Consider the following 24,639-nt stretch of genomic DNA (forward strand, 5'->3'; position numbering starts at 1 on the left):
AGGTTTATGATGAGTGAACGTATCGCATTAATGACGGGTGGTAGCCGTGGTCTGGGTAAAAACGCTGCGTTAAAGCTGGCGGCAGACGGAACGGGAATTGTCCTGACATACAACAGTAGCCAGCAGGAAGCGCTGGATATTGTGCATGAAATTCAGGAAAAAGGCGTCAACGCAGCGGCATTACAGCTCAACGTCGGGGATATCACGAGTTTTGATCATTTTGCCCGACAGCTTCAGGAAACCCTTAAGACCGTCTGGCAGCGCGAAACCTTTGACTATTTATTGAACAATGCCGGAACGGGTTTATATGCGCCCTATGCTGACACGACGGAAGCCCAGTTTGATGAAGCGCTGAACATTCATTTCAAAGGACCTTTCTTCCTGACCCAGCGCCTGCTGCCGCTGCTTAACGACGGGGGACGTATCCTCAACGTCTCCAGCGGGCTGGCCCGTTTTACCCAGCCGGGCTCTGGGACCTACGCGGCCATGAAGGGAGCGATGGAAGTGCTGACGCGTTATCAGGCGAAAGAGCTGGGCGCGCGCGGAATTTCCGTCAATATCATTGCGCCGGGCGCGATTGAAACCGACTTTGGCGGCGGACGCGTGCGCGACAACGCGGAGCTGAATCAGCTTCTGGCCTCGCAGACGGCGCTGGGCCGGGTGGGGCTGCCGGACGATATTGGCGATGCCATTGCGGCACTGCTCAGCGATAAATTGGGCTGGATGAATGCGCAACGTATTGAAGTATCAGGCGGTATGTTCCTGTGATGCACGGGCTTAAGGGGAAGGAACCCCTTAATGAAACCCTTAGTATGGATGTGTCTGCATACTGACAGTGATAAAGAACGCAGGCAGCCATAGCCGATAACCCCTTTTCATCACGATATTTCTCCAGAGAAAGACCCTGATGTTTATTTATTAACGCAATGGCGGCAGAAAATATTTTCAGAGAATGACGTTTGATATTCGTTTCCTCTTAATAGCGACACTGAAGAGGAAACGACGTCCGGGAAATATCTGCTAAAAAGCGGTTGGTCAGGAATTATTATTCAGGTATTCCTGCTGTAATAAACCAAATAGCCAGTCATTTTGCCAGCGCCCCGCAAGGTAATAGCTCTCGTGTAATTCACCTTCCAGACGAAAGCGGGCTTTTTCCAGCAGGCGTCTTGACGCGACATTTCCCGCGGTGACGGTGGCGGTGAGTCGCCGTATACCGCCCTGATCAAAAGCGTAATCGCAAAGCGCTTTCAGGGATTCAAAGCCGTAACCTTTCCCCTGCGCCTCGGGTGCGAAAAGGAAGCCCACTTCGGCGCAGTCTTCCTCCCGATGAATATACCCGGTAACGCCCAGCGGGGCCTGTGAGGCGGTGTCACGTACGACGAGACAAAGCCAGTGCGCGCTGCCCGGTGCCCATGGGGCCAGGCGCGAATCAAACGCCTCGCGGATCGCCGCGACGGGGCGGCCTTCCGCCACAAAGCGCATCACGTCCGGGTGCTGCTGTAGCGCCAGAAAAAAGGGCCAGTCTTGCTCCTGCAGGGGCGAACAGGTCAGGCGAGAGGTAATTAAAACCGGCATTCAGATTCTCCTGAAACATTTTAAATCATTTTAGGGTTGTCACTTTATTTCAACAGAAAGTCAGGTATGGTTAACCGCGTATAAATAAAAAGAATAAAGGGCGTTTCGTGCCCATTCCGGATGTCTTCGTTGTCGCTTAAGGAAAACAATGACTCTCAGCACATCACATCATATTCGCGAACAGTTTGAACACTGTCTGGCGGTCATTCGCCATGCGTCGGTGGAAATTTTACTCCTTCTGAATGTACATGCTTCTGAGGGCAAAGATCCACGCTGGTTCCTGGAACAACTCGACAGCGCGCGATTAGCTCTGGGCGGCTGGGGAGCCGTTGCGAAAAAACTCAACCTCAATGATGCCGAGATGTCGGAATTTACGCTCCAGCTGCGCCTGCTGCAGCAGCGCGTTCCGCAGTATGAAAGCGGACAGGATGTGAGTGAAAACCAGCTTATTGCGGCGATGCGGTTTGTGACCGCGCTGGAACATCTTCGCCTGCAGCAGCCGCTGTTGACCTACAGCACCGACCTGGCACCGGGAAGCGAACTCCAGCAGCAGCAGGCGCACAAGCAGGTACGCGCGATTGAGCTGATGATCAAAGGGCTCATCCAGCAGGCCTGGCCCGATCAGGTGCGGCTGAACAACCATCTTAAGACCCTGTTTAACGCTGACCGCGTACGGCGCTGGCTGAAGCTTGGCGAGATCAATGATGTCCTGAGCGGCATGATGTTCAGTGAACTGGCGCAGATGCTGGTGGATAAAAAAGAGTTCAGCCGCTATTACGCTTCGCTGTTCAGCGACCCGTCCATGCTGACGCTGCTGGTTGAACCGCGCAAAACGCTGCAAACCTTCCTCGATGACATCCGGCAAATCCGCAACAGCATCACCGTTCAGAAAACGTTAAGCTCGGCGCAAATTCAGCTGCTGGATAACTACTACGCGCAGATCGCGCGGCCCGTTCAGCGCGCGTTTGAAGAGGGGAGAACGCGCGTCAATCCGGCCGGATTCATGGCGGTAGATGCCAGCGAATTGCATACCTTCTGGGAAAAGGCACAGAAAATGGATCGGGTCACCGGTGGGGATCTGTTTGAAGTCCGTGACACCATTGAAAAGCCGACCCAGCGCGCGCCGCGTACCCCTGAACAACGCGAGCAGCTCATTTCCGGTGCGCTATGGGGGGCGGTTGGCGTCATGGTGATTGCCATCGTGGCGGGTGGCTTCTGGCTGGTGACCAGCAGCAAACCGCAGCCTGCAACCGCCAGCGCGGCTGAAGCGGCTCCTCCGCAGGAAATGCGCGAGACGCCTTCCTCGCGCGAAACGCTCACGCGCATGGGGGTCACCTGGGACGAGAATAATTTCCGCTCGGCCATTAACCGCAACGATACCCGAGTGACCCTGCTATTTTTGCAGGGCGGTATGGACTGGAAGCTGTCCTGGACCGAAGAGGCGATGTCGGCAGGCTATGACGATGTGCTGGAGCTGATGCTACGCTACCGCCAGAACATGGTGGAAGAGAAGCCGTGTCGTCGCTTCATCAACACGCTCAGCCACGCCATGTCGAACGGCGAGTCTCTGACCTCGGTTCGTAAAGAGTATCTCAAAGCGTTCTGCACCGTACCTGCCGTGGTGAAACGCCAGCAGCACGATCTCGACATGGCCACACGCCGCGCGCAGTCGCAGCCGGATGCCACCACGAAAAAATGGCAGTCCATTCAGACTGCCATTTATGAAGTGATTCGCTAAAATTTTTCCCCTCACCCCAGCCCTCTCCCCATAGGGGCGAGGGAGATGAAGAGCGCACCGTGCAGTCCCCTCTCCCCTCTGGGGAGAGGGTTAGGGTGAGGGCACCAGACCGCACCCCGCTTAAGGCTCCCCATACAACCCAATCAGCCGCCGCACCACGCCGTTCGTCCAGCCAAAACCGTCCTGCAGCGGATACTCACCCCCGCCACCTTCGCGCGGCGTGCTGCTGGCGATGTGGTACTTCTCAATCAGCTTGTGATGCGTCTTATAAAAATGGTTCACCGTATGCAGCCAGCTCCAGGCGATCTCATCGCCCAGCGAGTCGTTGCCGTACTGCTTGAACCCCTGAATCGCCATCCATTGCAGCGGCGCCCAGCCGTTGGGTTTATCCCACTGCTCGCCGGTTTCGTATTCGGTCGCCAGAATTCCGCCCGGGGTCAGCAGCCGCGATTTGACCGCATCCGACAAACGTTCTGCCTGCTCGTGCGTCGCCATTCCAACGTACAGCGGCACAATGCTGGCGGCAGAAAACAGCGCCAGCTCTTCGCGTCGCCAGTCGTAATCTCGGTAGCAGCCGCTCTCCTCGTCCCACAGATAGCGGTTCACCGCCGCGCGGCGATCGTTGGCTTTCTGGCGGAACGCCTCTGCCGTCTCTTTATCCCCTTTCGACGCCGAGATGTTGGCGATAGCGCTTTCCAGCTTGAACAGGAAGGCGTTCAGATCGATGGGAATAAACTGCGTCGTGCGGATGCTGGCGAGCCGCGACGGATCGCGCAGCCAGCGGGACGAATAATCCCAGCCGGACGCCGCCCCCGCGCGCAGATCGCGGTAAACCTCATTGGGCGGACGACCCGAGTGGCGCGCGGTTTCAACGTCCTCGATCCACGATTCGTCGCGCGGGGTATCACGGTCGTCCCAGTAGCGGTTGAGCAGTGAACCGTCCGGCATACGCACGGCGCTGCGGTAAGCCTGGTTAAGCAGCAGCGACTCCGCGCCGTCCATCCAGAAGGCGTACTCCATTTTGAGGTGATCCAGATAGCGTTTCGCACCGCGCACGCCGTCCTCCTCGAACAGCTCCACCATCAGGGCAAAGACCGGCGGCTGTGAGCGGCTGAGGTAATAGGTGCGGTTGCCGTTGGGGATATGCCCGTAGCGTTCAATCAGCCAGGCGAAGTTGTCCGCCATACATTTGAGCAGATCGTTACGGCCGCTCTCCGCCAGCCCCAGCATGGAGAAATAGGAATCCCAGTAGTAGGTCTCGCTGAATCGCCCGCCGGGGACGATATAGGCCTGCGGCAGGGCCAGCAGGGAAGACCAGGGAATATGATCCTGCGGCTCGCGCGTCAGCACCGGCCACAGGTTATCAATATGCTCTTTCAGGGAGAGTCCCGGGTCGGAGACATATTCTGTGCCGTACGTTTCCGGCATCCAGAAGTGGTTCTCCACGAACTGGCGCAGGTCGAAATCCCGGTGGCGTCTGACCTTGCGGTAGCGGATCAGGATATCCAGCGGATCCATCTTCGGCGCGCAGTCGGGGAAGGTTTTACTGTCCGCAAACAGCCGCGTCGACTGCACATGCTCGAACAGTTCAAGATAGCGGTCTGCGGGCGTCAACGCATCGGAGGCGGGTAGCCCCTCGATCATTTCGGGTTCCGGCTCCGCCTCAATCATTTCATCCAGTTTCAACTCGCAGGGATCGGTCTCGTAGCGCAGCTCTTCTGCAATCTCGAACTCGATGTTCTCGGTAGCCTGTAGTTTCTGGTTGAACATGGTGATAGGGACCTCCGGTTGTGTGTTCAAAAGACAGGTTTATCCGGGCGTCTTATAAGCGTAGACATTCGCTTCGGTAGATGGGGAGGGATATGTGCGGTAGATCACTATTTTCGGAGCATTCGTTTTGCAACGATTTATGAATGTTAAAAAAATGCCCCTCCGGAGAGGGGCATCAGGATTAACGCATGGTCACAAACTCTTCCGCGGCCGTCGGGTGGATGGCCACGGTGTTGTCGAAGTCTTTCTTGGTTGCGCCCATCTTCAGCGCCACGGCGAAGCCCTGCAGGATCTCGTCCATGCCGAAGCCGATGCCGTGGATGCCGACAATCTTCTCTTCCGGGCCCACGCAGACCAGCTTCATGCGGCACGGCTGACGGTGAGAGGTGACGGCGGTGTACATCGCGGTAAACGCCGATTTATACACTTTCACCTGGTCGTCGCCGTACTGTTCGCGCGCCTGCGGCTCGGTTAAGCCGACGGTGCCGATTGGCGGATGGCTGAAGACCACGGTCGGGATGTTGCTGTAGTCAAGATGCTCGTCCGGCTTGTTGTTGAACAGGCGCTCGGAGAGACGACGACCCGCCGCAACGGCGACCGGCGTCAGCTCAACCGCGCCGGTGTTGTCGCCGACCGCATAAATGCCCGGTACGCTGGTGTTCTGGAATTTATCGACGACGATATAGCCTTTTTCGTCGGTTTTCACGCCCGTCACGCCTAGGTTGAAGTTATCGTTCGCAGGTTCACGGCCAATCGCCCAGATCAGGCAATCGACGGTCTGGCTGCGGCCATCTTCCAGCTCAAGCGTCAGGCTACCATCCGCGTTTTTCACCACCGCTTTTGGCACGGCGTTGGTGTGCAGGGTCGGGCCTTCCGTGTTCATCACTTCAACCAGCGTATCGACAATCAGCGGGTCAAAGCTGCGCAGCGGCGCGTGTTTACGTACGAACAGGTGCGCTTCCGCGCCCAGGCCGTTAATCACGCCAGCCAGTTCCACCGCGATATAGCCCGCGCCAACAACGGCAACGCGTTTTGGCAGGGCAGGCAGCTCGAAGAAACCGTCGGAGTCGATGCCGTATTCCACGCCCGGGATGTTCGGGTGGCTCGGACGACCGCCGGTGGCGATCAGGATGTGATCGGCGGTGATCGTCTCGCCGTTCACTTCGATCGTTTTCGCGTCCACAAAGCGGGCGAAACCGTGGATAACATCGACGTTATTTTTACCCAGCACGTTGTCGTACGAGGTGTGAATGCGGTCGATGTAGGCGGTACGGCTGGCGATCAGTTTGTCCCAGTCGAAGCGGTTGATGGTGGTGTCAAAGCCGTAGTCCGGGCCATACATATGGATAGCTTCACGGATCTGCGCCGCATGCCACATCACTTTCTTCGGTACACAACCCACGTTCACGCAGGTGCCGCCCAGCGCTTTGGCTTCAATCAGCGCGCACTTCTGGCCGTACATGGCCGCACGGTTGATGGAGGCGATGCCGCCGCTGCCGCCGCCGATTGCGATGTAGTCATAATGCTTAGTCATTGCTTTTGTCCTTAATCGTGAATTGCCGCGATTGTATACCTGAAATCAATAGTTTCCACCGATGACTGCGATTACTCCGGCACGATCCAACTGACGGTGGCGTGGCCTGTACCGGCGGGGACCAGCGTTTTATGCAGCCACGGCAGCACGTTGTTCATCTGCGCTTCGAGCTTCCACGGCGGGTTGATCACAATCATGCCGGAGGCGGTCATGCCGCGCTGATCGCTGTCAGGGCGTACCGCCAGCTCGATCTGCAGGATCTTGCGGATGCCGGTCGCTTCCAGGTCTTTGATCATGCGTTTGATCTGCGCGCGCAGCACCACCGGGTACCACAGGGCATAGGTGCCGGTAGCAAAGCGTTTGTAGCCTTCGTGGATGCCGGTTACCACTGCCTGATAGTCGGTTTTGATTTCGTACGGCGGGTCGATCAGCACCAGGCCACGACGGGAAACCGGCGGCAGTTTGGCCTTCAGCTGCTGGTAACCGTCGGCTTTTTCCACGCGGGCGCGGCTGTCTTTCTGGAATTCGGAACGCAGCAGCGGGAAGTCGCTCGGATGCAGTTCGGTCAACTGGAGGCTGTCCTGCTCGCGCAGCAGCTGGCGTGCAATCAGCGGTGAGCCAGGGTAGTAGCGCAGCTGGCCGTTGCGGTTGAAGTGATTCACCACGCCGATGTAAGGCTCCAGCTCGGCAGGCAGGTCGTCCTGCTGCCAGATGCGGGCAATCCCTTCCAGATATTCACCGGTACGCTCGGCATGCTCGCCGCTCAGCTGATAACGGCCCGCGCCCGCGTGCGTGTCCAGATAGAGAAACGGCTTCTCTTTCTCTTTGAGCGATTCGATGATCAGGCTCTGAACGGTGTGTTTAAGGACGTCGGCGTGGTTGCCTGCGTGGAAGCTATGGCGATAACTGAGCATGGGTAATGATATTCCGCTGAATTGACGATTTGCCACAGTTTACAGCAGAACGGCGCAGATTACCCGTAGGCCCGGTAAGCGCAGCGCCACGGGCTCTTTTCCGCAACGTCCGGCATTGAAATCCTCTACACTTAACCCCATTCTAGATCTCATATGCACAGCGCCGGATGCGCGCTTCATTCACCTATTTCAACAGGACAGCGTTTATGACCAATCCATTACTGACGCCTTTTTCGTTGCCGCCGTTTTCTAAAATCCTCCCTGAGCATGTGGTTCCAGCCGTTACGCAATCTCTGGACAACTGCCGCGCGGCGGTAGAAAGCGTGGTAGCGCAGGGCGCGCCGTACACCTGGGAAAATCTGTGTCAGCCGCTGGCCGAAGTGGACGACGTGCTGGGGCGTATCTTCTCCCCGGTGAGCCACCTGAACTCGGTAAAAAACAGCCCGGAACTGCGCGAAGCCTACGAACAGACCCTGCCGCTGCTCTCTGAGTACAGCACCTGGGTCGGGCAGCACGAAGGGCTGTACAAAGCCTACCGCGACCTGCGCGACGGCGACCACTATGCCGAACTGAACACGGCGCAGAAAAAATCGGTCGATAACGCCCTGCGTGATTTTGAGCTGTCCGGGATTGGCCTGCCAAAAGAGAAACAAACCCGCTACGGCGAAATTGCCGCGCGCCTGTCCGAGCTGGGTAACCAGTACAGCAACAACGTGCTCGACGCCACCATGGGTTGGACGAAGCTGATTACCGACGAAGCGGAACTGGCCGGTATGCCGGAAAGCGCGCTGGCGGCGGCAAAAGCCCAGGCTGAAGCGAAAGAGCAGGAAGGCTTCCTGTTGACGCTGGATATCCCGAGCTATCTGCCGGTGATGACCTACTGCGACAACCAGGCCCTGCGCGAAGAGATGTACCGCGCGTACAGCACCCGCGCCTCCGATCAGGGGCCGAATGCCGGTAAGTGGGACAACAGCCCGGTAATGGCGGAAATCCTCGCCCTGCGTCACGAGCTGGCGCAGCTGCTGGGCTTCGAAAACTACGCCGATAAATCCCTCGCCACCAAAATGGCGGAGAACCCGCAGCAGGTGCTCGACTTCCTGACCGATCTGGCGAAACGCGCCCGTCCGCAGGGTGAGAAAGAGCTGGCCCAGCTGCGCGCCTTCGCGAAAGCCGAGTTCGGCGTGGACGAGCTGCAGCCGTGGGATATCGCGTACTACAGCGAAAAACAGAAGCAGCACCTCTACAGCATCAGCGACGAGCAGCTGCGCCCGTACTTCCCGGAAAACAAAGCCGTTAACGGCCTGTTCGAAGTGGTAAAGCGCATCTATGGCATCACCGCCAAAGAGCGTACCGATATTGACGTCTGGCACCCGGACGTGCGCTTCTTCGAGCTGTATGACGAGAAAAACGAGCTGCGCGGCAGCTTCTACCTCGATCTCTACGCGCGTGAGAACAAGCGCGGCGGGGCGTGGATGGACGACTGCGTAGGCCAGATGCGTAAAGCCGACGGTTCCCTGCAAAAACCGGTCGCCTACCTGACCTGTAACTTCAACCGTCCGGTAAGCGGCAAACCGGCGCTGTTCACCCACGACGAAGTGATCACCCTTTTCCACGAGTTCGGTCATGGTCTGCACCACATGCTGACCCGTATCGAAACCGCAGGCGTAGCCGGTATCAGCGGCGTGCCGTGGGATGCGGTCGAGCTGCCAAGCCAGTTTATGGAAAACTGGTGCTGGGAGCCGGACGCGCTGGCGTTTATCTCCGGCCACTACGAGACCGGCGAACCGCTGCCGAAAGAGCTGCTGGATAAAATGCTGGCGGCGAAAAACTACCAGGCGGCGATGTTCATTCTGCGCCAGCTGGAGTTCGGCCTGTTCGATTTCCGCCTGCACGCCGAGTTTAGCCCGGAGCAGGGTGCGAAAATCCTTGAGACCCTGGCCGAGATTAAAAAGCAGGTTGCCGTTATTCCAGGGCCAACCTGGGGCCGCTTCCCGCATGCCTTCAGCCACATCTTCGCCGGCGGCTACGCGGCGGGCTACTACAGCTACCTGTGGGCCGACGTGCTGGCGGCAGATGCCTTCTCCCGCTTCGAAGAAGAGGGGATCTTCAACCGCGAAACCGGCCAGTCGTTCCTCGATAACATCCTGACCCGCGGCGGGTCTGAAGAGCCAATGGTGCTGTTCAAACGCTTCCGCGGCCGCGAGCCGCAGCTGGACGCGATGCTTGAGCATTACGGGATCAAAGGCTGATTGTTACGTGAAGATCTGCTTAGTAGATGAAACAGGCGCCGGAGACGGCGCCTTATCTGTTCTGGCGGCCCGCTGGGGGCTGGAGCACGATGAAGAAAACCTGATGGCGCTGGTGATGACGCCGGAACATCTCGAATTACGCAAGCGCGACGAACCGAAGCTCGGCGGGATTTTCGTCGATTTTGTCGGCGGCGCGATGGCGCACCGGCGCAAGTTTGGCGGCGGTCGCGGCGAAGCGGTGGCCAAAGCGGTCGGCATTAAAGGGAGCTACCTTCCGGACGTGGTCGATGCCACGGCGGGGCTGGGGCGCGATGCGTTTGTGCTGGCGTCCGTCGGCTGTCGCGTGCGGATGCTGGAGCGTAACCCGGTGGTCGCTGCGCTGCTCGACGACGGGCTGGCGCGGGGCTATGCGGACCCGGAAGTCGGCCCGTGGCTGCAGGAACGACTACAGCTGATCCACGCCTCCAGCCTGACGGCATTGACGGATATCACCCCGCGCCCGCAGGTGGTCTATCTCGACCCTATGTTCCCGCATAAGCAGAAAAGCGCGCTGGTGAAGAAAGAGATGCGGGTGTTTCAGTCGCTGGTGGGGCCTGATTTGGATGCCGATGGCCTGCTGGAGCCGGCTCGTCAGCTTGCCACGAAGCGGGTGGTGGTAAAGCGCCCGGACTATGCGCCGCCGCTGGCGGACGTTGCGACCACTAACGCGGTGACCACCAAAGGGCACCGGTTTGATATTTATCCGGGTACGCCGGAATAAAAAAGCCGGGTGGCGGCTTCGCCTTACCCGGCCTGTGTCCTCGATCTATCCCCTCTCCCTTTGGGAGAGGGTTAGGGGAGTTTAACGCACTTACTCGTCTTCTTCGTCACGCAGTGGAACAATCAGCATATCCACGTGAACGGTGTTAATCAGCTGGCGCGCTGAAGACATCAGCTTGCTCCAGAAGTCCTGATGGTGACCGCAAACCACCAGGTCCATATCGTATTTCTTGATCGCATCAACCAGCACCTGGCCCAGGTCGCCGCTGCCGCTCAGGGTTTCGGTAATCGGATAGCCCGCGTTGGTGGAGAGTTCGCTCAGGGCATGGTGAGTCTCTTCGGAAATGCGTTTCTGCATATCGCCAAGATTCACGTCGATCAGACCGGTGTAGAGGTCGGAGTAATTCACGTCAACGTGAATCAGCGAAACTTTCGCGTTGTAGGGACGTGCCATGGATACCGCTTTATCAACCAGCACTTTGCTCTCCGGAGAGAGGTCAACCGCGATGAGAATGTGTTTGTAAGCCATAGTGTTACTCCTTCCTTAAGTTATCGATGACTAAGTGAGAATGCCGTCGTCTGATACTTTCATTACGGCCCAGTTAAACATATTTTTCAAGCTTTGGTGTTGATAACGATTAACCTTGTGGCAAAAAAATTAACGGATCTCCTACACTGTTAAATGAGCCGTTCGGATATTAAAACGCGAACCGGATCGATTTTGGTCATTCTTTCACTGAACTGTCTGTCAGGGCATTGGGGTGCGGTAGCTCAGGAGCCTTGCTTCGTGGGCGGACGCCGGGGAGGATGTATGATTAGCACCGTCGCATTGTTTTGGGCGTTATGCGTGGTTTGCATAGTGAATATGGCGCGCTACTTCTCATCGTTACGTGCGCTGTTAGTGGTACTTCGTGGTTGCGATCCGTTGCTTTATCAGTATGTGGACGGTGGAGGGTTCTTCACCTCGCATGGACAGCCCAGCAAGCAGATGCGTCTGGTGGGGTACATCTACTACCAGCGCTACCGCGATCATCACGATGAAGAGTTTATTCGTCGCTGCGAGCGCCTGCGTCGTCAGTTCATTTTGACCAGCGCCCTGTGCGGGCTGGTCGTAGTCAGTATGATTGCATTGATGATTTGGCACTGAGCATAAAAAAAGCGGGTCAATTTCCTGACCCGCTTTTTTGTCGCCTTCAACCGATTAAATCAGCTTCAGCGAAATCCAGTACAAACCGCCAGACAGCAGGATGGACGCCGGAAGGGTGAACACCCAGGCCATCAGAATGTTGGTCACGGTTTTGCGCTGCAGACCGCCACCGTCAACAATCATGGTACCTGCCACGGACGAAGAGAGTACGTGGGTGGTGGATACCGGCATACCGGTGTAGCTCGCCAGACCGATAGACACTGCCGCCGTCATCTGCGCGGACATACCCTGCGCATAGGTCATGCCTTTCTTACCGATCTTCTCGCCGATGGTGGTCGCCACACGACGCCAGCCAATCATCGTACCGATACCGAGCGCCAGCGCGACGGCCATGATGATCCAGATTGGCGCGTACTCGATGGTGTTGAGCATATCGCTTTTCAGTTTCTTCAGCAGACGTTTGTCGTCACCATTCACCTCTGGCAGCTTCGCGACTTTATCGGTCACATCAGAGATACAGAGCATGATACGACGAAGCTGACCACGCTGTTCTACAGCCAGTTTGTCGTAGCTTTCGATATCGCCCAGCATGCCTTTCGCACGTTCCAGCGCGTTAATCGCGTTTGCCGGATGGCAGTGGAACTCGCCAGGCGCGGTGGTTGCACCGGCTTCAGGAGAAGGGATCAATTGATCAACGCCGGTCGCTTTTTTCAGCAGGTCAGGATGCTGCTGGAAATAGGTTTCAACGTTGTTGACCGCATCGCGGGTACGGGTGATTTCGTAACCCGAGGCGTTCATGTTCACCACGAAGCCTGCCGGTGCGACGCCGATCAGAACCAGCATCACCAGACCAATGCCTTTCTGCCCGTCGTTCGCGCCGTGAGAGAAGGCCACGCCGATAGCAGAAATGATCAGGGCGATACGCGTCCAGAACGGCGGCTTTTTCTTGCCGTCTTTCTTCTCACGCTCTGCTGGCGTCAGGTGGATACGCGCACGTTTTTTCGTGTTGCTCCAGTAGCGACGCAGGATGAAAATCAATCCCCCCGCGACTACCAGACCCACGATAGGGGAGATGATCAGGGAGCCGAAAATGCCCAATACTTTAGGCAGGTTCAGCGCATCAACAACCGATGTCCCGGTCATCAGGGCGTTGGTTAACCCGATACCGATAATCGCGCCGATGAGGGTGTGAGAACTGGATGCAGGCAGGCCAAAATACCAGGTACCGAGGTTCCAGATAATTGCAGCAAGCAGCATTGAGAACACCATAGCGAGGCCATGGCCAGAACTAACGTTAAGCAGCAGATCCGTTGGCAGCATATGCACGATGGCATACGCAACGCTCAGCCCGCCCAGGAGAACACCAAAAAAGTTAAATACCGCCGCCATAACAACCGCAAGCTGCGATCGCATTGCGCGAGTGTAGATAACCGTCGCTACTGCGTTTGCAGTGTCGTGGAAGCCGTTGATCGCTTCGTAAAACAGTACAAAAACCAGAGCAAGCAATAATAAAAGCCCGGTATGTAAATCCAGGCCGGCAAACAAATGTAGCATAGGACGTTACGCCATTTTGAGGACATGAACGCGGCGCATTATCCAGGACAAATGCGCGGCGGGCAAAGTGAAATATAGACTTTTTTTGACATACCACCTGATTTGAGAAAAGCACTAGAAAGGATATTCTTTAAATTTCAATGAAATGGCTTTGTAATATCTTTTTACGCTGGTGTGACCACAGAGGAAACTTTACAATCCGCGGCAGTTAACAAAGAGGGTTTTGACGTGGAAAGGTTTGATGCCGTGGTAATTGGCGCCGGTGCGGCGGGTATGTTTTGTGCGGCAATGGCCGGACAGGCGGGTCGTCGCGTGCTGCTGCTGGATAACGGTAAAAAGCCCGGCCGTAAGATCCTGATGTCCGGCGGCGGGCGCTGCAACTTTACTAATCTGTATGTTGAACCCGCGGCCTATTTGAGCCAAAACCGTCATTTTTGTAAATCTGCGCTGGCGCGCTACACCCAATGGGATTTTATCGACCTTGTGGGTAAGCACGGTATCGCGTGGCATGAAAAGACGCTGGGGCAGCTGTTCTGCGACGACTCCGCGCAGCAGATTGTCGATATGCTGGTGGCCGAGTGCGAGAAGGGCGGCGTCGTCATGCGCCTGCGCACGGAAGTGCTGGAGGTCGCGCGCGACGACCAGGGCTATACGCTGCAGCTGAACGGTGAAACCGTCAATGCAGATAGCCTGGTGATCGCCAGCGGTGGCCTGTCTATGCCGGGGCTGGGCGCCTCCCCGTTCGGCTATAAGATTGCCGAACAGTTTGGCCTGAAAGTCTTGCCTACGCGCGCCGGGCTGGTGCCATTTACGCTGCATAAACCGCTTCTGGAACAGCTTCAGACGCTGTCCGGCGTGTCCGTTCCCTCCGTCATTACCGCCGAAGACGGGACGGTGTTCCGCGAAAATCTGCTCTTTACCCATCGCGGCCTCTCCGGCCCGGCGGTACTGCAAATCTCCAGCTACTGGCAGCCGGGGGAGTTTGTCACGGTTAACCTGCTTCCCGATTGCGATCTCGACGCGTTCCTTAACGAGCAGCGTACCGCGCACCCGAATCAAAGCCTGAAAAACACCCTGGCAATGCAGCTGCCAAAACGTCTGGTGGAATGTTTGCAGGCGCTGGGGCAGATCCCGGACGTGTCGCTCAAGCAGCTTAACAGCCGCGAGCAGGAAACGCTGGTCGAGACCCTGACAAACTGGCGCGTGCAGCCAAACGGCACCGAAGGCTACCGCACCGCAGAGGTCACGCTGGGTGGCGTCGATACGAATGAGCTCTCGTCCCGCACCATGGAAGCGCGCAACGTGCCGGGGCTCTATTTTATTGGCGAAGTGATGGATGTGACCGGCTGGCTCGGCGGGTACAACTTCCAGTGGGCATGGGCAAGTGCCTGGGCGTGCGCTCAGGCGCTGGCAGAAGACAAGTGACATAAGAGCACAGCCACTCGTCACGGTTGGCTTTACGAGCTGACGGTGGTGACGTCTGTCACAGCAAGAATATTGCTCGCGGCCACGGTCCCCATCCTGATATATGACGCTGCGGTAACACCGCCAATATGCGGTGAAATAACCACGTTTTCTACGGACTGCCAGAGGTGCGGCGCGGTCAGCGGCTCGTGGGTAAAGCTGTCCAGCGCGGCGCTGTGCAGCGTGCCATCCCTGAGCGCCGCCAGTAACGACTCATCGTGGATCAGCCCACCGCGTGCCGTATTGACCAGAATTGCGTTCCGCTTGCAGTGTGCGAGCGTTTCGCTATTGATCATCCCCCGATTCTCATCGGTCAGCGGACAGTGCAAAGAGATGACATCGGAACGGGAAAGAAGTCCGTTCAGCGTTTCTGCGCGTTCGCACAGGGCAGGCATAGTCTTAGCATAGGGATCGTAAGCCAGCACCTTCATGCCGAAAGCGTGACCAATAGTCGCCACGCGCGAGCCGATAGCACCCAACCCAATTAGCCCTAACGTTAAGCCCTCCAGTTCAATGGATTTATGCGTCGCCTTATCCCAGTGCCCGTCTCGCAGCCGCTTGTCCAGAGGCACCACTGACTTTGCGCAGGCGAGGATCAGCGCCCAGGTATGTTCAGCCACTGCCGCCGCGTTTGCACCTGGCGCAGCCCGGACGGCGATGTTGCGCTCGGCCGCTGCCGTCTGGTCTATCACATCGATCCCGCTTCCGTGCTTGGAAATAACCTGCAAAGCCGGGGCGGCATCCATAACTTTCGCGGTGATCCTGCCGTAACGTACCAGGATCGCCACAGGATTGTGTCGTTTACACAGCGCGATCAGGTCATCTTCTGTGGGCTGGCGGCCCGCAAACACTACCTCAAAGCCCTGCAACATCACCATGGCCTGCTCCGCCAGGTCGCTTCCGGTAACCAGCACTACGTCTTTGCCCCCCATCACAGCGTCTCCTCGTCGCTCAACATACCTGCCTTACGAAGCGCGTCATCAAGCCAGTGTGGACGTAAATCGCCTTCACGGATGGCAGCAAGACGCCGGGTCTCCATCTCCAGCTTTTCTTTTGCCAGAGCGATAACCTCCTGAACCTCATCGCGCGGGATAACGACCACGCCGTCGATATCCGCGACAACAAGATCCCCGGCCTGAACCGTCGCCCCGGCGACTGAAATGGGATGATTAACCCGGCCAGAAATTAACTTTGTCGGGCCGCAGGGGTTCAAACCGGCAGAAAAGACGGGGTAGTGACCTTTGCTCAGGGTGTCGGCGTCACGTACAGCGCCATCAATAATAATGCCCGCAATGCCGCTCGCCTGAGCCTGAGTGGCCATGATTTCCCCAAGCAGCGCGCAGCTCAGGTCGCCTTTGCCATCGACGACCAGGACATCGCCGGGCTGCGCCACCGCCATCGCGGCATGAATCGCCAGATTATCCCCCGGACGCACTTCAACGGTGATGGCCGGACCCGCAACGGACATGTGTGGGGCCAGCGGTTTGATGCGGCCATGAAGCGTACCGCGGCGACCGGCCACGTCGGCCAGAATAGCTGCCTGATACTCGGCAGCCCGACGAACGTCCTCGGCAGAAACGCGCTCGAACTGGCGATTAATCGGTTTTTTTTCATTAACGGACATAAATGCCTCCATATTGTTTTACTGAGTACAATGCAGGTGTACAGAACAAAACAACTATAGCGGTGTTGATTTCCTTTTAGCCAGACCCGTGGTGGCGTTTGTGATGTAAACACGAAGTGACTCACAAAATTTGAGGTACACTCACTGCCGGGCTAACAAGGAGATAATGATGGGGAATGAAGGCGTTGTAGCGGTTGAAAAAGCGCTGGCTTTACTGGATTGCTTCCGTCCTGGAGATGAGAGCCTGACGCTGACCGCGCTGGCACAGCTGTCGGGTTATCACAAAACCACGGTTTACCGCTTGATGAATTCTCTTGAACGGATGAATTACGTCGTCAGGCATGAAGACGGCAATTATGCGCTGGGCCCACGTCTGCTTTACCTCGGCAAGCTGTATGAACAATCTTTCCACCTTTCCCGGGTGGTCCAGCCAGAGCTCCAGGCCTTATCCCTGGCGTCTCAGGAGAGTGCCAGCTGGTATGTGCTGGAGGGAGGGCAGCGGCTTTGCCTGTTTCGCGCTGAAGCGTCGCATGGCCTGCGACACAGCAATCTTCCCGGCAGCCAGTTCCCGCTCGATAATTCGGCCATCAGTAAGGTATTGCGTCATTGGGGGCTCAATGAAAGCCTGCCGGAGGAAGACGCTGAACTCCCATTCTACACGTCAGGCGCGCGCGATCCCCACACCGCTGCGTTTGCGATGCCTGTCTTCGGCGTTCACGACAAGCTGGTTGCGGCGTTAGCCCTGACCGGCCCCATCTCGCGGCTGACGGAAGATCGTCGTGAGAAGGAGATAGGGCAGTTGATGAAGGCGGCTGCAAGCCGTCTGTCGCAGAAAATGGGCGCCAGCAAGCCCTTCTGTCAGCAGTTCTTTGGTGAAACGAGCGACGCGGCGGAAGAAAATCTTTAAATGCAGAAGCGGGACAAATGTCCCGCTTCTGTCATCGTTAATGCGTGACCTGTTTTTCGTGTAGCTGAGCGCGGCGGGCCTGCCGCCCCATAATGAGCACCGCGATACCCCCGGCCACGCACAGCGCGGCCAGCGGAAGCATTGCCAGCGTGTAGCTGCCTGTCCGCTCATTGATAATGCCGTACGCGTTTACCATCACCGCCCCACCTATCAGGTTTGCGATGGCGCCAATCGCGGCCAGTCCCGCCGCCGCTGAGGTACTGCTCATCCAACCGGACGCCAGCGCCCAGAAAGGCCCTTTCATTGAATAAGCGCCTATCAGCATAATGCTGAGGATAACGATCGTGGCAGACAGCGAGACGCTTACAAAGGCGGCGAACACGCCGGCGGCAATCATGAACAGCGTGAGTGCGGTATGCCAGCGGCGTTCGTTGGTACGATCGGAATTCCGTCCCCATACAATCATGAGAACCGATGCCAGACCGTAAGGAATGGCGTTAAACAGACCTGTCTCAAGGTTATCCAGATGGAAGGATTTCAGCAGTTGAGGAGACCAGACGCTGATGGTCGTGCCCGCGGAAGATGCACCCGCGTAAATCAGCGCCATCAGCCAGATTTGGCGATGCTTCAGCAACTGCCACGTCGTCTGGTGTCCGATACTCTTTTGCTGATTGCGCTCGGTTTCCAGCGTGGTTTCCAGCCATTGTTTCTGTTCGCTGCTGAGCCAGCTCGCCTGATGAGGGCGATCCCGGAGAATAAACCAGGCTGCAATACCCAGCAGCACCGCCGGCAAGCCTTCAATAATGAACAGCAGATGCCAGCCGCGAAGGCCCAGCCAGCCATCCAGTGACAGTATCAACCCGGAAAGCGGGGAGCCGATGAAGTTAGCGAGCGGGATGGCGACCATAAAGGACGCAATAATGCGTGCGCGGTAGCGGGACGGGATCCACCAGGTCAGATACAGCACGACGCCCGGGAAAAAGCCCGCCTCTGCAGCACCGAGAAGAAAACGGACGATATAGAGCGACGTGGTGTTCTGCACCAGGGCCATACACATGGAGACGATGCCCCAGCTGATCATAATGCGCGGGATCCACAGCCGGGCGCCGACTTTCTGCATGGCCAGGTTGCTGGGTACTTCAAACAAAAAATAGGCCACGAAGTAAAGACTGCTGGCGAAGCCAAACGCGGCTTTGCTGAGGCCAAGGTCCTCATTCATCTGCAGCGAAGCCATGCCGATATTCCCGCGATCGATAATGGAGACCAGGTAACTGACAATCAGAAACGGGAGAATACGCCAGATCACCTTCCGCATCGTCTCTCTTTCTATGTCCTCGGTGGCGGTAGCGCCGTTACGTAAATGTTCTGTCATTGTGTCCTCGCAGGGTTTGTTCTTTGTTTTATTAGGTACAACTCAGTTTTATTAAACAAAACCACTATAGCGACGGCGCGTTATTTTTATCCAGTTAATGGAAGGTTTAAATGATGTAAATAAGAGGTGACTCACAGATAGTGCGCTGCAGATATATCGCTCACAGCAGTCGAACCAGCCGCAAAGAGGGCACGCTGCAAGGGAGATAATCACGCAACGCAATTATTGCACCAACTTTTCCTCGTCATTCAACTAAGCTTCGACTAGGTGCCCCGCCTCGTTCGCGGGGCCAGATTCCTTTTGGTCGAGCACGCATCATGCAGCTACTCAGTATTATTATTTTGCTTACCCTTACCGTGGTGATCCATTCGCTGTGGATGTTTGGCGTTTTAAAGTTCATCAAATTAGAAGTCGATTCGGCGGTACGCATCGTTTTACGCAATGTCGGTATCGTGATCTCCATGATCTTCGCCCACCTCCTTGAGGCCGGACTGTTTGCTGCGTTTTATTTTGTCATCGACGCGTTTAATGACTGGAACACCAGCTTCTATTTTTCACTGGTCAGCTACGCTACCGTGGGATACGGCGACGTCACGTTACCCCAGCACTGGCGGCTCATCGGCGGGGTGGAAGGGCTGGTGGGCGCGTTGATGGTGGGCTGGTCTGTGGCGGTTCTGGTGGCGGTGCTGCAGCGTTTGCGCGGCATGAGCGCCTAAACGGCAGATGCGCGATCCCCGCCTGGTAAGGTAAAGTACTCCTCCTTGCGCGGCCTGAAGGCCGCGACTTTGAGGGCGAAGAGGCTGATTAACGGCTCGCCCTTTTCTGTTCCTGGTTTACGCCAGTTTGCATGGTGTTGTGTTTTGTCTGCCAAAAGGGTTTTGTATGTCTGCTGCTCATCTCGGTTTCCCGACGGAAACCGTTGTTGTCTTTGTGGTGATGGCCGTAGGGGCGATGTTTATCGACCTCTTTATGCACCGTCACGATAAACCCGTCTCGCTGAAAAGCGCGGCGATGTGGTCCATTTTCTGGGTCATGATGGCGATGGCCTTCGCCGGATTCCTGTATGTTCACCACGGCGCCGAGATGGCGAGCCTGTTCCTCACCGGCTATGCGCTGGAAGAGGTGCTCTCCGTCGATAACCTGTTCGTGATGATGGCGATCTTCGCCTGGTTCGGCGTGCCGGATAAGTACCGTCACCGCGTGCTCTACTGGGGCGTGCTGGGGGCGATAGTCTTCCGCGGCATCTTTGTGGCTATCGGCACCAGCCTGTTAAGCCTGGGGCCGTACGTTGAGGTGATCTTCGCGCTGGTCGTCGGCTGGACGGCGGTGATGATGCTCAGACGCAATGAAGAGAGCGACGAAGTGGAAGATTACTCGGGTCATCTCGCCTATCGCCTGGTGAAGCGCTTCTATCCGGTCTGGCCGAAAATCAGCAGCAACGCCTTTATTCTGACCCAGAAAGAGGTGGATGCTGAGCTTGAAAAGCCGGAAAACCAGGACGTGATGGTCGGACGCGTGAAGAAGGCGAAGCGCTATGCGACGCCGCTGCTGCTTTGCGTAGCCGTCGTCGAGCTCTCTGACGTCATGTTCGCGTTTGACTCCGTGCCGGCCATTATTGCCGTGAGCCGCGAGCCGCTGATTATCTACAGCGCCATGATGTTCGCCATTCTCGGCCTGCGTACGCTTTACTTCGTGCTGGAAGCGCTGAAGCAGTATCTGGTGCACCTCGAGAAAGCCGTGGTGCTGCTGCTGTTCTTCGTGGCGTTCAAGCTGGGGTTAAATGCCACCGATCACTTCTGGCATCACGGTTACAGCATTGGCGCCACGGCCAGCCTGTTTGTGGTATTGGGCGTGCTGGCGCTGGGGATTATTGCGAGCGTGATGTTCCCGGGGAAACGTGAGGCCTGATGTACCGCCTTTCTCCCTCTCCCTGTGGGAGAGGGCCGGGGTGAGGGCACCGGACCGCACCTAACCCTTAATCGGTGAATTCCGACGCTTGCGGGGGTGGTGGAAGTGCCGCCAGTGCGGATCCTGCGCCGCCGCCAGCAGCTCGTGGTCGCCGCGGGTGTCGCCCCAAGCGCGCAGGTGATATGCGTTCAGATCGCCATACACTTTTTCCAGCCTTGCCACCTTCTGGGCGCAGCGGCAGTTATTGCCCGTGATGCGCCCCGTCAGCTTGCCGTCTTTCACTTCCAGCTGCGTGCCAATCAGCTTAATGCCCAGTTTGTCAGCCCACGGCTGGAGCACCAGCGCCGGGGACGCGGAACAGATGGTCACTTCCGCACCGGAATTCACCTCAGCCGCCACCGCCAGAACCCCTTCGGGGCGCATCAGCTTGTTCCAGTATTTTTCGCAAAAGGCTTCCGCCTGCTGGCGTAACCAGTGTTCATCCACGCCCGTCAGGAAGGTTTTAATCAGCACTTCCTTCAGCTCATCGCGCGTCAGCTTGCGACGCACGCAGTGGAGCGTGGGCAGCGCCATGCGCACCAGACGGCCCGCGAAGTAACGTTTGCCGAAGGCAAAACGCAGGAAAGGGATAAAGCTGTCGTGGTGCGTTAATGTCCCGTCAAAGTCAAAGACAGAGAGCACGCTGGATTTAGCCACCGTCTCGTCGGCAATCATATTGGTCATAAATACGTCTTAGCTGAAATACACATTCTGCGGATCAGTTTACCTGCTTTAGCTGGACAGTCCTTATATCACCACTCTTTTTTTCTCGATCTTGCGATCTCAAAGTGAGTCCATTTTTGGCCTCGATAACAATTGGTGAAAAAACGAGCTGTCTATATTATCGCCACATCGCAAGATATTTAGGGGAACCATTGGCCCCCACAGGTAAGGAAAAACTCACTCACTACTTCTTTCTTGATATGACTCTTAGATCGCTTATTTCAATCCTCACGTTAAGTTTTGCTTCGTTTTCTGCGTTCAGCTTTCAACTTCCAGCGTCGATGTTATCGATGAACAGCGAGCTGGCGGCATCACCGGCGAAATCTGCGCTGGTGCATCAGGAAACAGGCCCGCTGCGCTCGCGTATTCTCGATCAATACCAGAAATGGAAAGGCACCCAGTACCGGTGGGGCGGAACCACGCATCGCGGGGTGGATTGCTCCGCACTGATGCAGCACCTGTTCACCGATGCGGCGCATCTTAATTTGCCGCGCACGACGAGTGAACAGATCCATCGCGGCGTGCAGGTGGCGCAATACCGCCTGAGAGCCGGCGATCTGGTCTTCTTCCAGACGGGCCCGAACCGCAAGCACGTCGGCGTTTATATTGGCAAAAACCAGTTTATTCATGCCTCAACCAGTCAGGGCGTAACGGTTTCAACCCTGACGGATGATTACTGGCAGGCACACTACATTACCGCCCGTCGCATCGCAGGCAGCGCGGCCTGACAGCGTCAGATGATGTCATCCACAACGCCACCGTCGACGCGCAGCGCCGCGCCCGAGGTGGCGGAGGCCTGGGTCGAACAGACATAAATCACCATATTGGCCACCTCTTCAACCGTGGCCGCGCGCTGGATAACCGAGCTGGGGCGGTTGGCCATCACAAACTCTTTCGCCAGCTGCTCCAGCGATTTGCCGGTTTTTTCGATTTCATCTTTCATCATCTCTGCGAAACCGTCAGACATCGTCGGGCCCGGCAGGACGCTGTTGACCGTCACGCCGCTCCCCGCCACGAACTTCGCCAGACCGCGCGCCAGCGAGAGCTGCGCCGTTTTGGTCACGCCGTAGTGGATCATATCCGCCGGAATATTGCAGGCCGACTCGGAGGAGATAAACACCACGCGTCCCCAGCCTTTCTGCACCATGCCCGGCAGCAGGGCCCGGGAAAGGCGCACGCCGGACATCACGTTGGTCTGCCAGTAACGCTCCCAGGTCTCATCGTCGGTGGCATAGAAATCCTGAGGACCGTAAATCCCGGCGTTGTTGACCAGAATATCGACGTTATTCGCTACCTTCAGAAGCGACTCGACCCCTTCCGCCGTACTGAGGTCGGCAATCGCGGCGCGCACCTGCACGCCCGGCACCACCTGCTGGAGCTGCTGAATGCCTTTATTCACCGATTCCGTGCTGCGGCCATTGACGATCACTTCCGCACCGCTTTCTGCCAGACCTCTGGCAATGGCGAACCCGATCCCGCCGGTTGAGGCGGTCACCAGCGCCACTTTCCCCGCAAAGTCGATTTTCATCATCTGCTCCTTCTCGATTTAACGTTCGGACCTTAAAGCGTAGCAGGTGAGGATGACGGCTCCTGGCTAAAAAGGCGCAATAGCGTCTCAACCTGCTCATCAAGCGGGGCGAGGGAACGCTTAACAATCAGGTGTAGCGGCGTTGCCCTGCGCGCACCGTGGCTCAGCGGCAGGCGTTTGAGTACGCCCTGATCCAGCTGGGTCTGGATGCGTTCCTCTGGCAGCCAGCCGTAGCCGACCTGAGAGACGACGGCCTCTATGGCGGCATCGATGGTGGAGAAGGTCCACGACTCGCCGGCCGCGCGCGCGGCGGGCTGGCTGTCCGCAATCTGGATGAGCGGCCACGGGCGCAGCATCTCATCATTGAGCGGCGCGTCGAGGTGAAACAAGGGATGCCGGGAATGGGCCACGGCAACAAAGTCGATATTCATCAGCCATTCGCCGAGCCCGGTGATATCCTGGCGGCGGGTTAAGACCATCACATCGGCTTCGTCGTTAATGGCATCGGCGCGGGTATTTTCCAGCACCTCGGTCAGACGTACCTGAGTCTGCGGATACTGCTGCTGGAACTGACGAAGAATAGCGAACAGGCGGCGGCGCGGGAAAATGGAGTCCACCACCAGATCTAACCGCGTGCGCATCCCGTTGCGAAGGGTTACTGCGCGCGTCTCAACGTACGAAAACGCTTTCAGCAGCGGTTTAACCTGGTTGAGAAGAAGCTCTCCGGCCGGGGTTAACACCGCCCGTCGCCCCTCCGGCACCAGCAGCGCCACGCCGAGTCGCTCCTGCAGCAGCGACAGGTTATAGCTCACCGAGGACTGGCTGCGGTGGGTTTCTTCCGCGGCTTTGGCAAAGCTGCCCGCTTCCACCACTCTTTCCAGTAAAGCCCATTGTTCCAGCGTCGTCTTATGCATGATTTATCTAAAATTTGGATGAATTTGATTAAAACATAGCGTTATTCATTCATTTTTTGAATGGGTACGATCGTCTCATCAAAACAAAGGAGACATCTTATGAACACCTTCGACAAACACGACTTAAGCGGCTTTGTTGGTAAACATCTTGTATATACCTACGATAACGGCTGGAACTACGAGATTTACGTAAAAAATGAGACCACGCTTGATTACCGTATTCACAGCGGTCTTGTGGCCAACCGTTGGGTGAAAGATCAGCAGGCTTATATCGTGCGGGTAGGCGAGAGCATCTATAAAATTTCCTGGACCGAACCAACCGGTACCGACGTCAGCCTGATTGTGAACCTGGGCGACAAGCTGTTCCACGGCACCATCTTCTTCCCACGCTGGGTCATGAACAATCCGGAAAAAACCGTCTGCTTCCAGAACGACCATATTCCGCTGATGAACAGCTATCGCGATGCGGGTCCGGCGTATCCAACGGAAGTGATTGATGAATTTGCCACGATCACCTTTGTGCGCGATTGCGGTGCCAATAATGAAAGCGTTATTGCCTGTGCGGCCAGTGAATTACCGAAAAACTTTCCAGATAATCTCTAATAAGCGCGACAATTAACTAAAAAGAAAAGTTCCCGGCTATTTCATATTATTTTGAAATGGCCGGGATTTTTTTTGTTTGTTGATGATTGGTTTAAATGAATCCATTTCAAAATGTTGCGAAAGATCACATTAAAAATATTTAATATTAATTTAACTTGTTGTTTTTCAACTGGCTGCTAGTTGTCTTATAACGTTGCAAACGTTGTCTTAATTTTTCCCTAAGGAAAGAGAGCTACTTTGATATAAGTTTATGGTTCGTTGAAATAAACGGGCTGGCATTTGGTTAATATCAAAAACATGCCATTTTTATTGCAAGG

At 56.6% G+C, this 24,639-nt stretch carries 23 protein-coding genes and 1 pseudogene; 11 read left to right on the forward strand and 13 right to left on the reverse strand.

The features are described 5' to 3' along the window. The first annotated feature begins 9 nt into the window (after positions 1-9). Positions 10-768: an SDR family oxidoreductase gene (locus tag M2422_RS15760; RefSeq protein ID WP_259142586.1), complete on the forward strand. Its 759-nt coding sequence runs from the start codon at positions 10-12 to the stop codon at positions 766-768. A gap of 97 nt (positions 769-865) precedes the next feature. Here M2422_RS15760 and M2422_RS23890 read toward each other — a convergent pair. Both M2422_RS23890 and M2422_RS15765 read right to left on the reverse strand, forming a co-directional pair. Continuing rightward, positions 866-964: pseudogene (locus tag M2422_RS23890) on the reverse strand (lysozyme); the annotation flags it as partial. Between the two features lie 71 nt (positions 965-1,035). Next, positions 1,036-1,575, reverse strand: a complete 540-nt coding sequence (locus tag M2422_RS15765; protein WP_064673675.1) for a GNAT family N-acetyltransferase — start codon at positions 1,573-1,575, stop codon at positions 1,036-1,038. A 148-nt stretch (positions 1,576-1,723) separates the two neighbouring features. On the opposite strand from M2422_RS15765, the gene M2422_RS15770 reads away from it, so the two are divergent. Further along, complete coding sequence (locus M2422_RS15770; protein WP_032662140.1) at positions 1,724-3,313, forward strand: STY4199 family HEPN domain-containing protein; 1,590 nt, start codon at positions 1,724-1,726, stop codon at positions 3,311-3,313. A 120-nt stretch (positions 3,314-3,433) separates the two neighbouring features. On the opposite strand, the gene M2422_RS15775 is transcribed toward M2422_RS15770, so the two are convergent. From M2422_RS15775 to M2422_RS15785, 3 genes are all read right to left on the reverse strand, one after another. Next, the gene (locus M2422_RS15775; protein WP_045355923.1) at positions 3,434-5,083 is read right to left on the reverse strand and encodes an alpha,alpha-trehalase; all 1,650 of its coding nucleotides are present in this window, start codon (positions 5,081-5,083) and stop codon (positions 3,434-3,436) included. Between the two features lie 181 nt (positions 5,084-5,264). Further along, positions 5,265-6,617, reverse strand: a complete 1,353-nt coding sequence (gene gorA / locus M2422_RS15780; RefSeq protein ID WP_033146863.1) for a glutathione-disulfide reductase — start codon at positions 6,615-6,617, stop codon at positions 5,265-5,267. Positions 6,618-6,688: 71 nt separating this feature from the next. Then, entirely contained in the window at positions 6,689-7,531 is an 843-nt protein-coding gene (locus tag M2422_RS15785; protein WP_032640380.1) for a 23S rRNA (adenine(2030)-N(6))-methyltransferase RlmJ, read from the reverse strand. A 206-nt stretch (positions 7,532-7,737) separates the two neighbouring features. On the opposite strand from M2422_RS15785, the gene prlC reads away from it, so the two are divergent. Both prlC and rsmJ read left to right on the forward strand, forming a co-directional pair. Further along, complete coding sequence (gene prlC, locus M2422_RS15790) at positions 7,738-9,780, forward strand: oligopeptidase A (protein ID WP_064673676.1); 2,043 nt, start codon at positions 7,738-7,740, stop codon at positions 9,778-9,780. Between the two features lie 7 nt (positions 9,781-9,787). Beyond that, positions 9,788-10,540, forward strand: a complete 753-nt coding sequence (rsmJ, locus tag M2422_RS15795; RefSeq protein ID WP_029740252.1) for a 16S rRNA (guanine(1516)-N(2))-methyltransferase RsmJ — start codon at positions 9,788-9,790, stop codon at positions 10,538-10,540. Positions 10,541-10,630: 90 nt separating this feature from the next. On the opposite strand, the gene uspA is transcribed toward rsmJ, so the two are convergent. Beyond that, positions 10,631-11,068 (reverse strand): universal stress protein UspA, encoded by a 438-nt coding sequence (gene uspA, locus M2422_RS15800; protein WP_003861223.1) that lies wholly within the window; start codon positions 11,066-11,068, stop codon positions 10,631-10,633. A 282-nt stretch (positions 11,069-11,350) separates the two neighbouring features. On the opposite strand from uspA, the gene uspB reads away from it, so the two are divergent. Continuing rightward, entirely contained in the window at positions 11,351-11,686 is a 336-nt protein-coding gene (gene uspB, locus M2422_RS15805; protein WP_003861224.1) for a universal stress protein UspB, read from the forward strand. A gap of 54 nt (positions 11,687-11,740) precedes the next feature. On the opposite strand, the gene pitA is transcribed toward uspB, so the two are convergent. Next, positions 11,741-13,240 (reverse strand): inorganic phosphate transporter PitA, encoded by a 1,500-nt coding sequence (gene pitA, locus M2422_RS15810; RefSeq protein ID WP_023309552.1) that lies wholly within the window; start codon positions 13,238-13,240, stop codon positions 11,741-11,743. Positions 13,241-13,468: 228 nt separating this feature from the next. Between pitA and M2422_RS15815 the strand changes: the two genes are divergently transcribed. Further along, positions 13,469-14,665: an NAD(P)/FAD-dependent oxidoreductase gene (locus M2422_RS15815; protein ID WP_069303397.1), complete on the forward strand. Its 1,197-nt coding sequence runs from the start codon at positions 13,469-13,471 to the stop codon at positions 14,663-14,665. A gap of 32 nt (positions 14,666-14,697) precedes the next feature. Here M2422_RS15815 and M2422_RS15820 read toward each other — a convergent pair whose 3' ends face one another. Beyond that, positions 14,698-15,636 carry an NAD(P)-dependent oxidoreductase gene (locus tag M2422_RS15820; protein WP_064673679.1) on the reverse strand — a complete coding sequence of 313 codons (939 nt, stop codon included), beginning with the start codon at positions 15,634-15,636 and terminating at the stop codon, positions 14,698-14,700. Then, positions 15,636-16,328, reverse strand: coding sequence for an RraA family protein (locus M2422_RS15825; protein WP_064673680.1), 693 nt, complete (start codon positions 16,326-16,328; stop codon positions 15,636-15,638). Before M2422_RS15825 ends, M2422_RS15820 begins: the two co-directional genes overlap by 1 nt. Positions 16,329-16,497: 169 nt before the next feature. Here M2422_RS15825 and M2422_RS15830 point away from each other — a divergent pair, with 169 nt between their 5' ends. Next, on the forward strand, positions 16,498-17,235 hold the full coding sequence (locus tag M2422_RS15830) for an IclR family transcriptional regulator (RefSeq protein ID WP_023309548.1): 738 nt from the start codon (positions 16,498-16,500) through the stop codon (positions 17,233-17,235). 37 nt (positions 17,236-17,272) lie between these two features. On the opposite strand, the gene M2422_RS15835 is transcribed toward M2422_RS15830, so the two are convergent. After that, complete coding sequence (locus M2422_RS15835) at positions 17,273-18,607, reverse strand: MFS transporter (RefSeq protein WP_048981458.1); 1,335 nt, start codon at positions 18,605-18,607, stop codon at positions 17,273-17,275. 317 nt (positions 18,608-18,924) lie between these two features. Here M2422_RS15835 and M2422_RS15840 point away from each other — a divergent pair, with 317 nt between their 5' ends. Both M2422_RS15840 and M2422_RS15845 read left to right on the forward strand, forming a co-directional pair. Further along, on the forward strand, positions 18,925-19,323 hold the full coding sequence (locus M2422_RS15840; protein WP_023309546.1) for a potassium channel family protein: 399 nt from the start codon (positions 18,925-18,927) through the stop codon (positions 19,321-19,323). Between the two features lie 166 nt (positions 19,324-19,489). Next, the gene (locus tag M2422_RS15845; protein ID WP_024908851.1) at positions 19,490-20,515 is read left to right on the forward strand and encodes a TerC/Alx family metal homeostasis membrane protein; all 1,026 of its coding nucleotides are present in this window, start codon (positions 19,490-19,492) and stop codon (positions 20,513-20,515) included. Positions 20,516-20,575: 60 nt separating this feature from the next. On the opposite strand, the gene M2422_RS15850 is transcribed toward M2422_RS15845, so the two are convergent. After that, positions 20,576-21,238: an HAD family hydrolase gene (locus M2422_RS15850; protein WP_014885577.1), complete on the reverse strand. Its 663-nt coding sequence runs from the start codon at positions 21,236-21,238 to the stop codon at positions 20,576-20,578. Between the two features lie 239 nt (positions 21,239-21,477). Between M2422_RS15850 and M2422_RS15855 the strand changes: the two genes are divergently transcribed. Further along, positions 21,478-22,005 carry an NlpC/P60 family protein gene (locus tag M2422_RS15855; protein ID WP_029740677.1) on the forward strand — a complete coding sequence of 176 codons (528 nt, stop codon included), beginning with the start codon at positions 21,478-21,480 and terminating at the stop codon, positions 22,003-22,005. A 5-nt stretch (positions 22,006-22,010) separates the two neighbouring features. On the opposite strand, the gene M2422_RS15860 is transcribed toward M2422_RS15855, so the two are convergent. Together M2422_RS15860 and M2422_RS15865 are read right to left on the reverse strand one after the other, a co-directional pair. Then, positions 22,011-22,805 (reverse strand): SDR family NAD(P)-dependent oxidoreductase, encoded by a 795-nt coding sequence (locus M2422_RS15860; protein ID WP_045403298.1) that lies wholly within the window; start codon positions 22,803-22,805, stop codon positions 22,011-22,013. Positions 22,806-22,837: 32 nt separating this feature from the next. Beyond that, on the reverse strand, positions 22,838-23,719 hold the full coding sequence (locus M2422_RS15865; RefSeq protein WP_064673681.1) for a LysR family transcriptional regulator: 882 nt from the start codon (positions 23,717-23,719) through the stop codon (positions 22,838-22,840). Positions 23,720-23,818: 99 nt separating this feature from the next. Here M2422_RS15865 and M2422_RS15870 point away from each other — a divergent pair, with 99 nt between their 5' ends. Next, positions 23,819-24,322, forward strand: a complete 504-nt coding sequence (locus M2422_RS15870) for a phenolic acid decarboxylase (protein ID WP_008503103.1) — start codon at positions 23,819-23,821, stop codon at positions 24,320-24,322. The last annotated feature ends 317 nt before the right edge of the window (positions 24,323-24,639 follow it).

Origin of the sequence: Enterobacter sp. SLBN-59, assembly GCF_024807915.1 — a bacterium.
Lineage (GTDB): Bacteria > Pseudomonadota > Gammaproteobacteria > Enterobacterales > Enterobacteriaceae > Enterobacter > Enterobacter asburiae_B.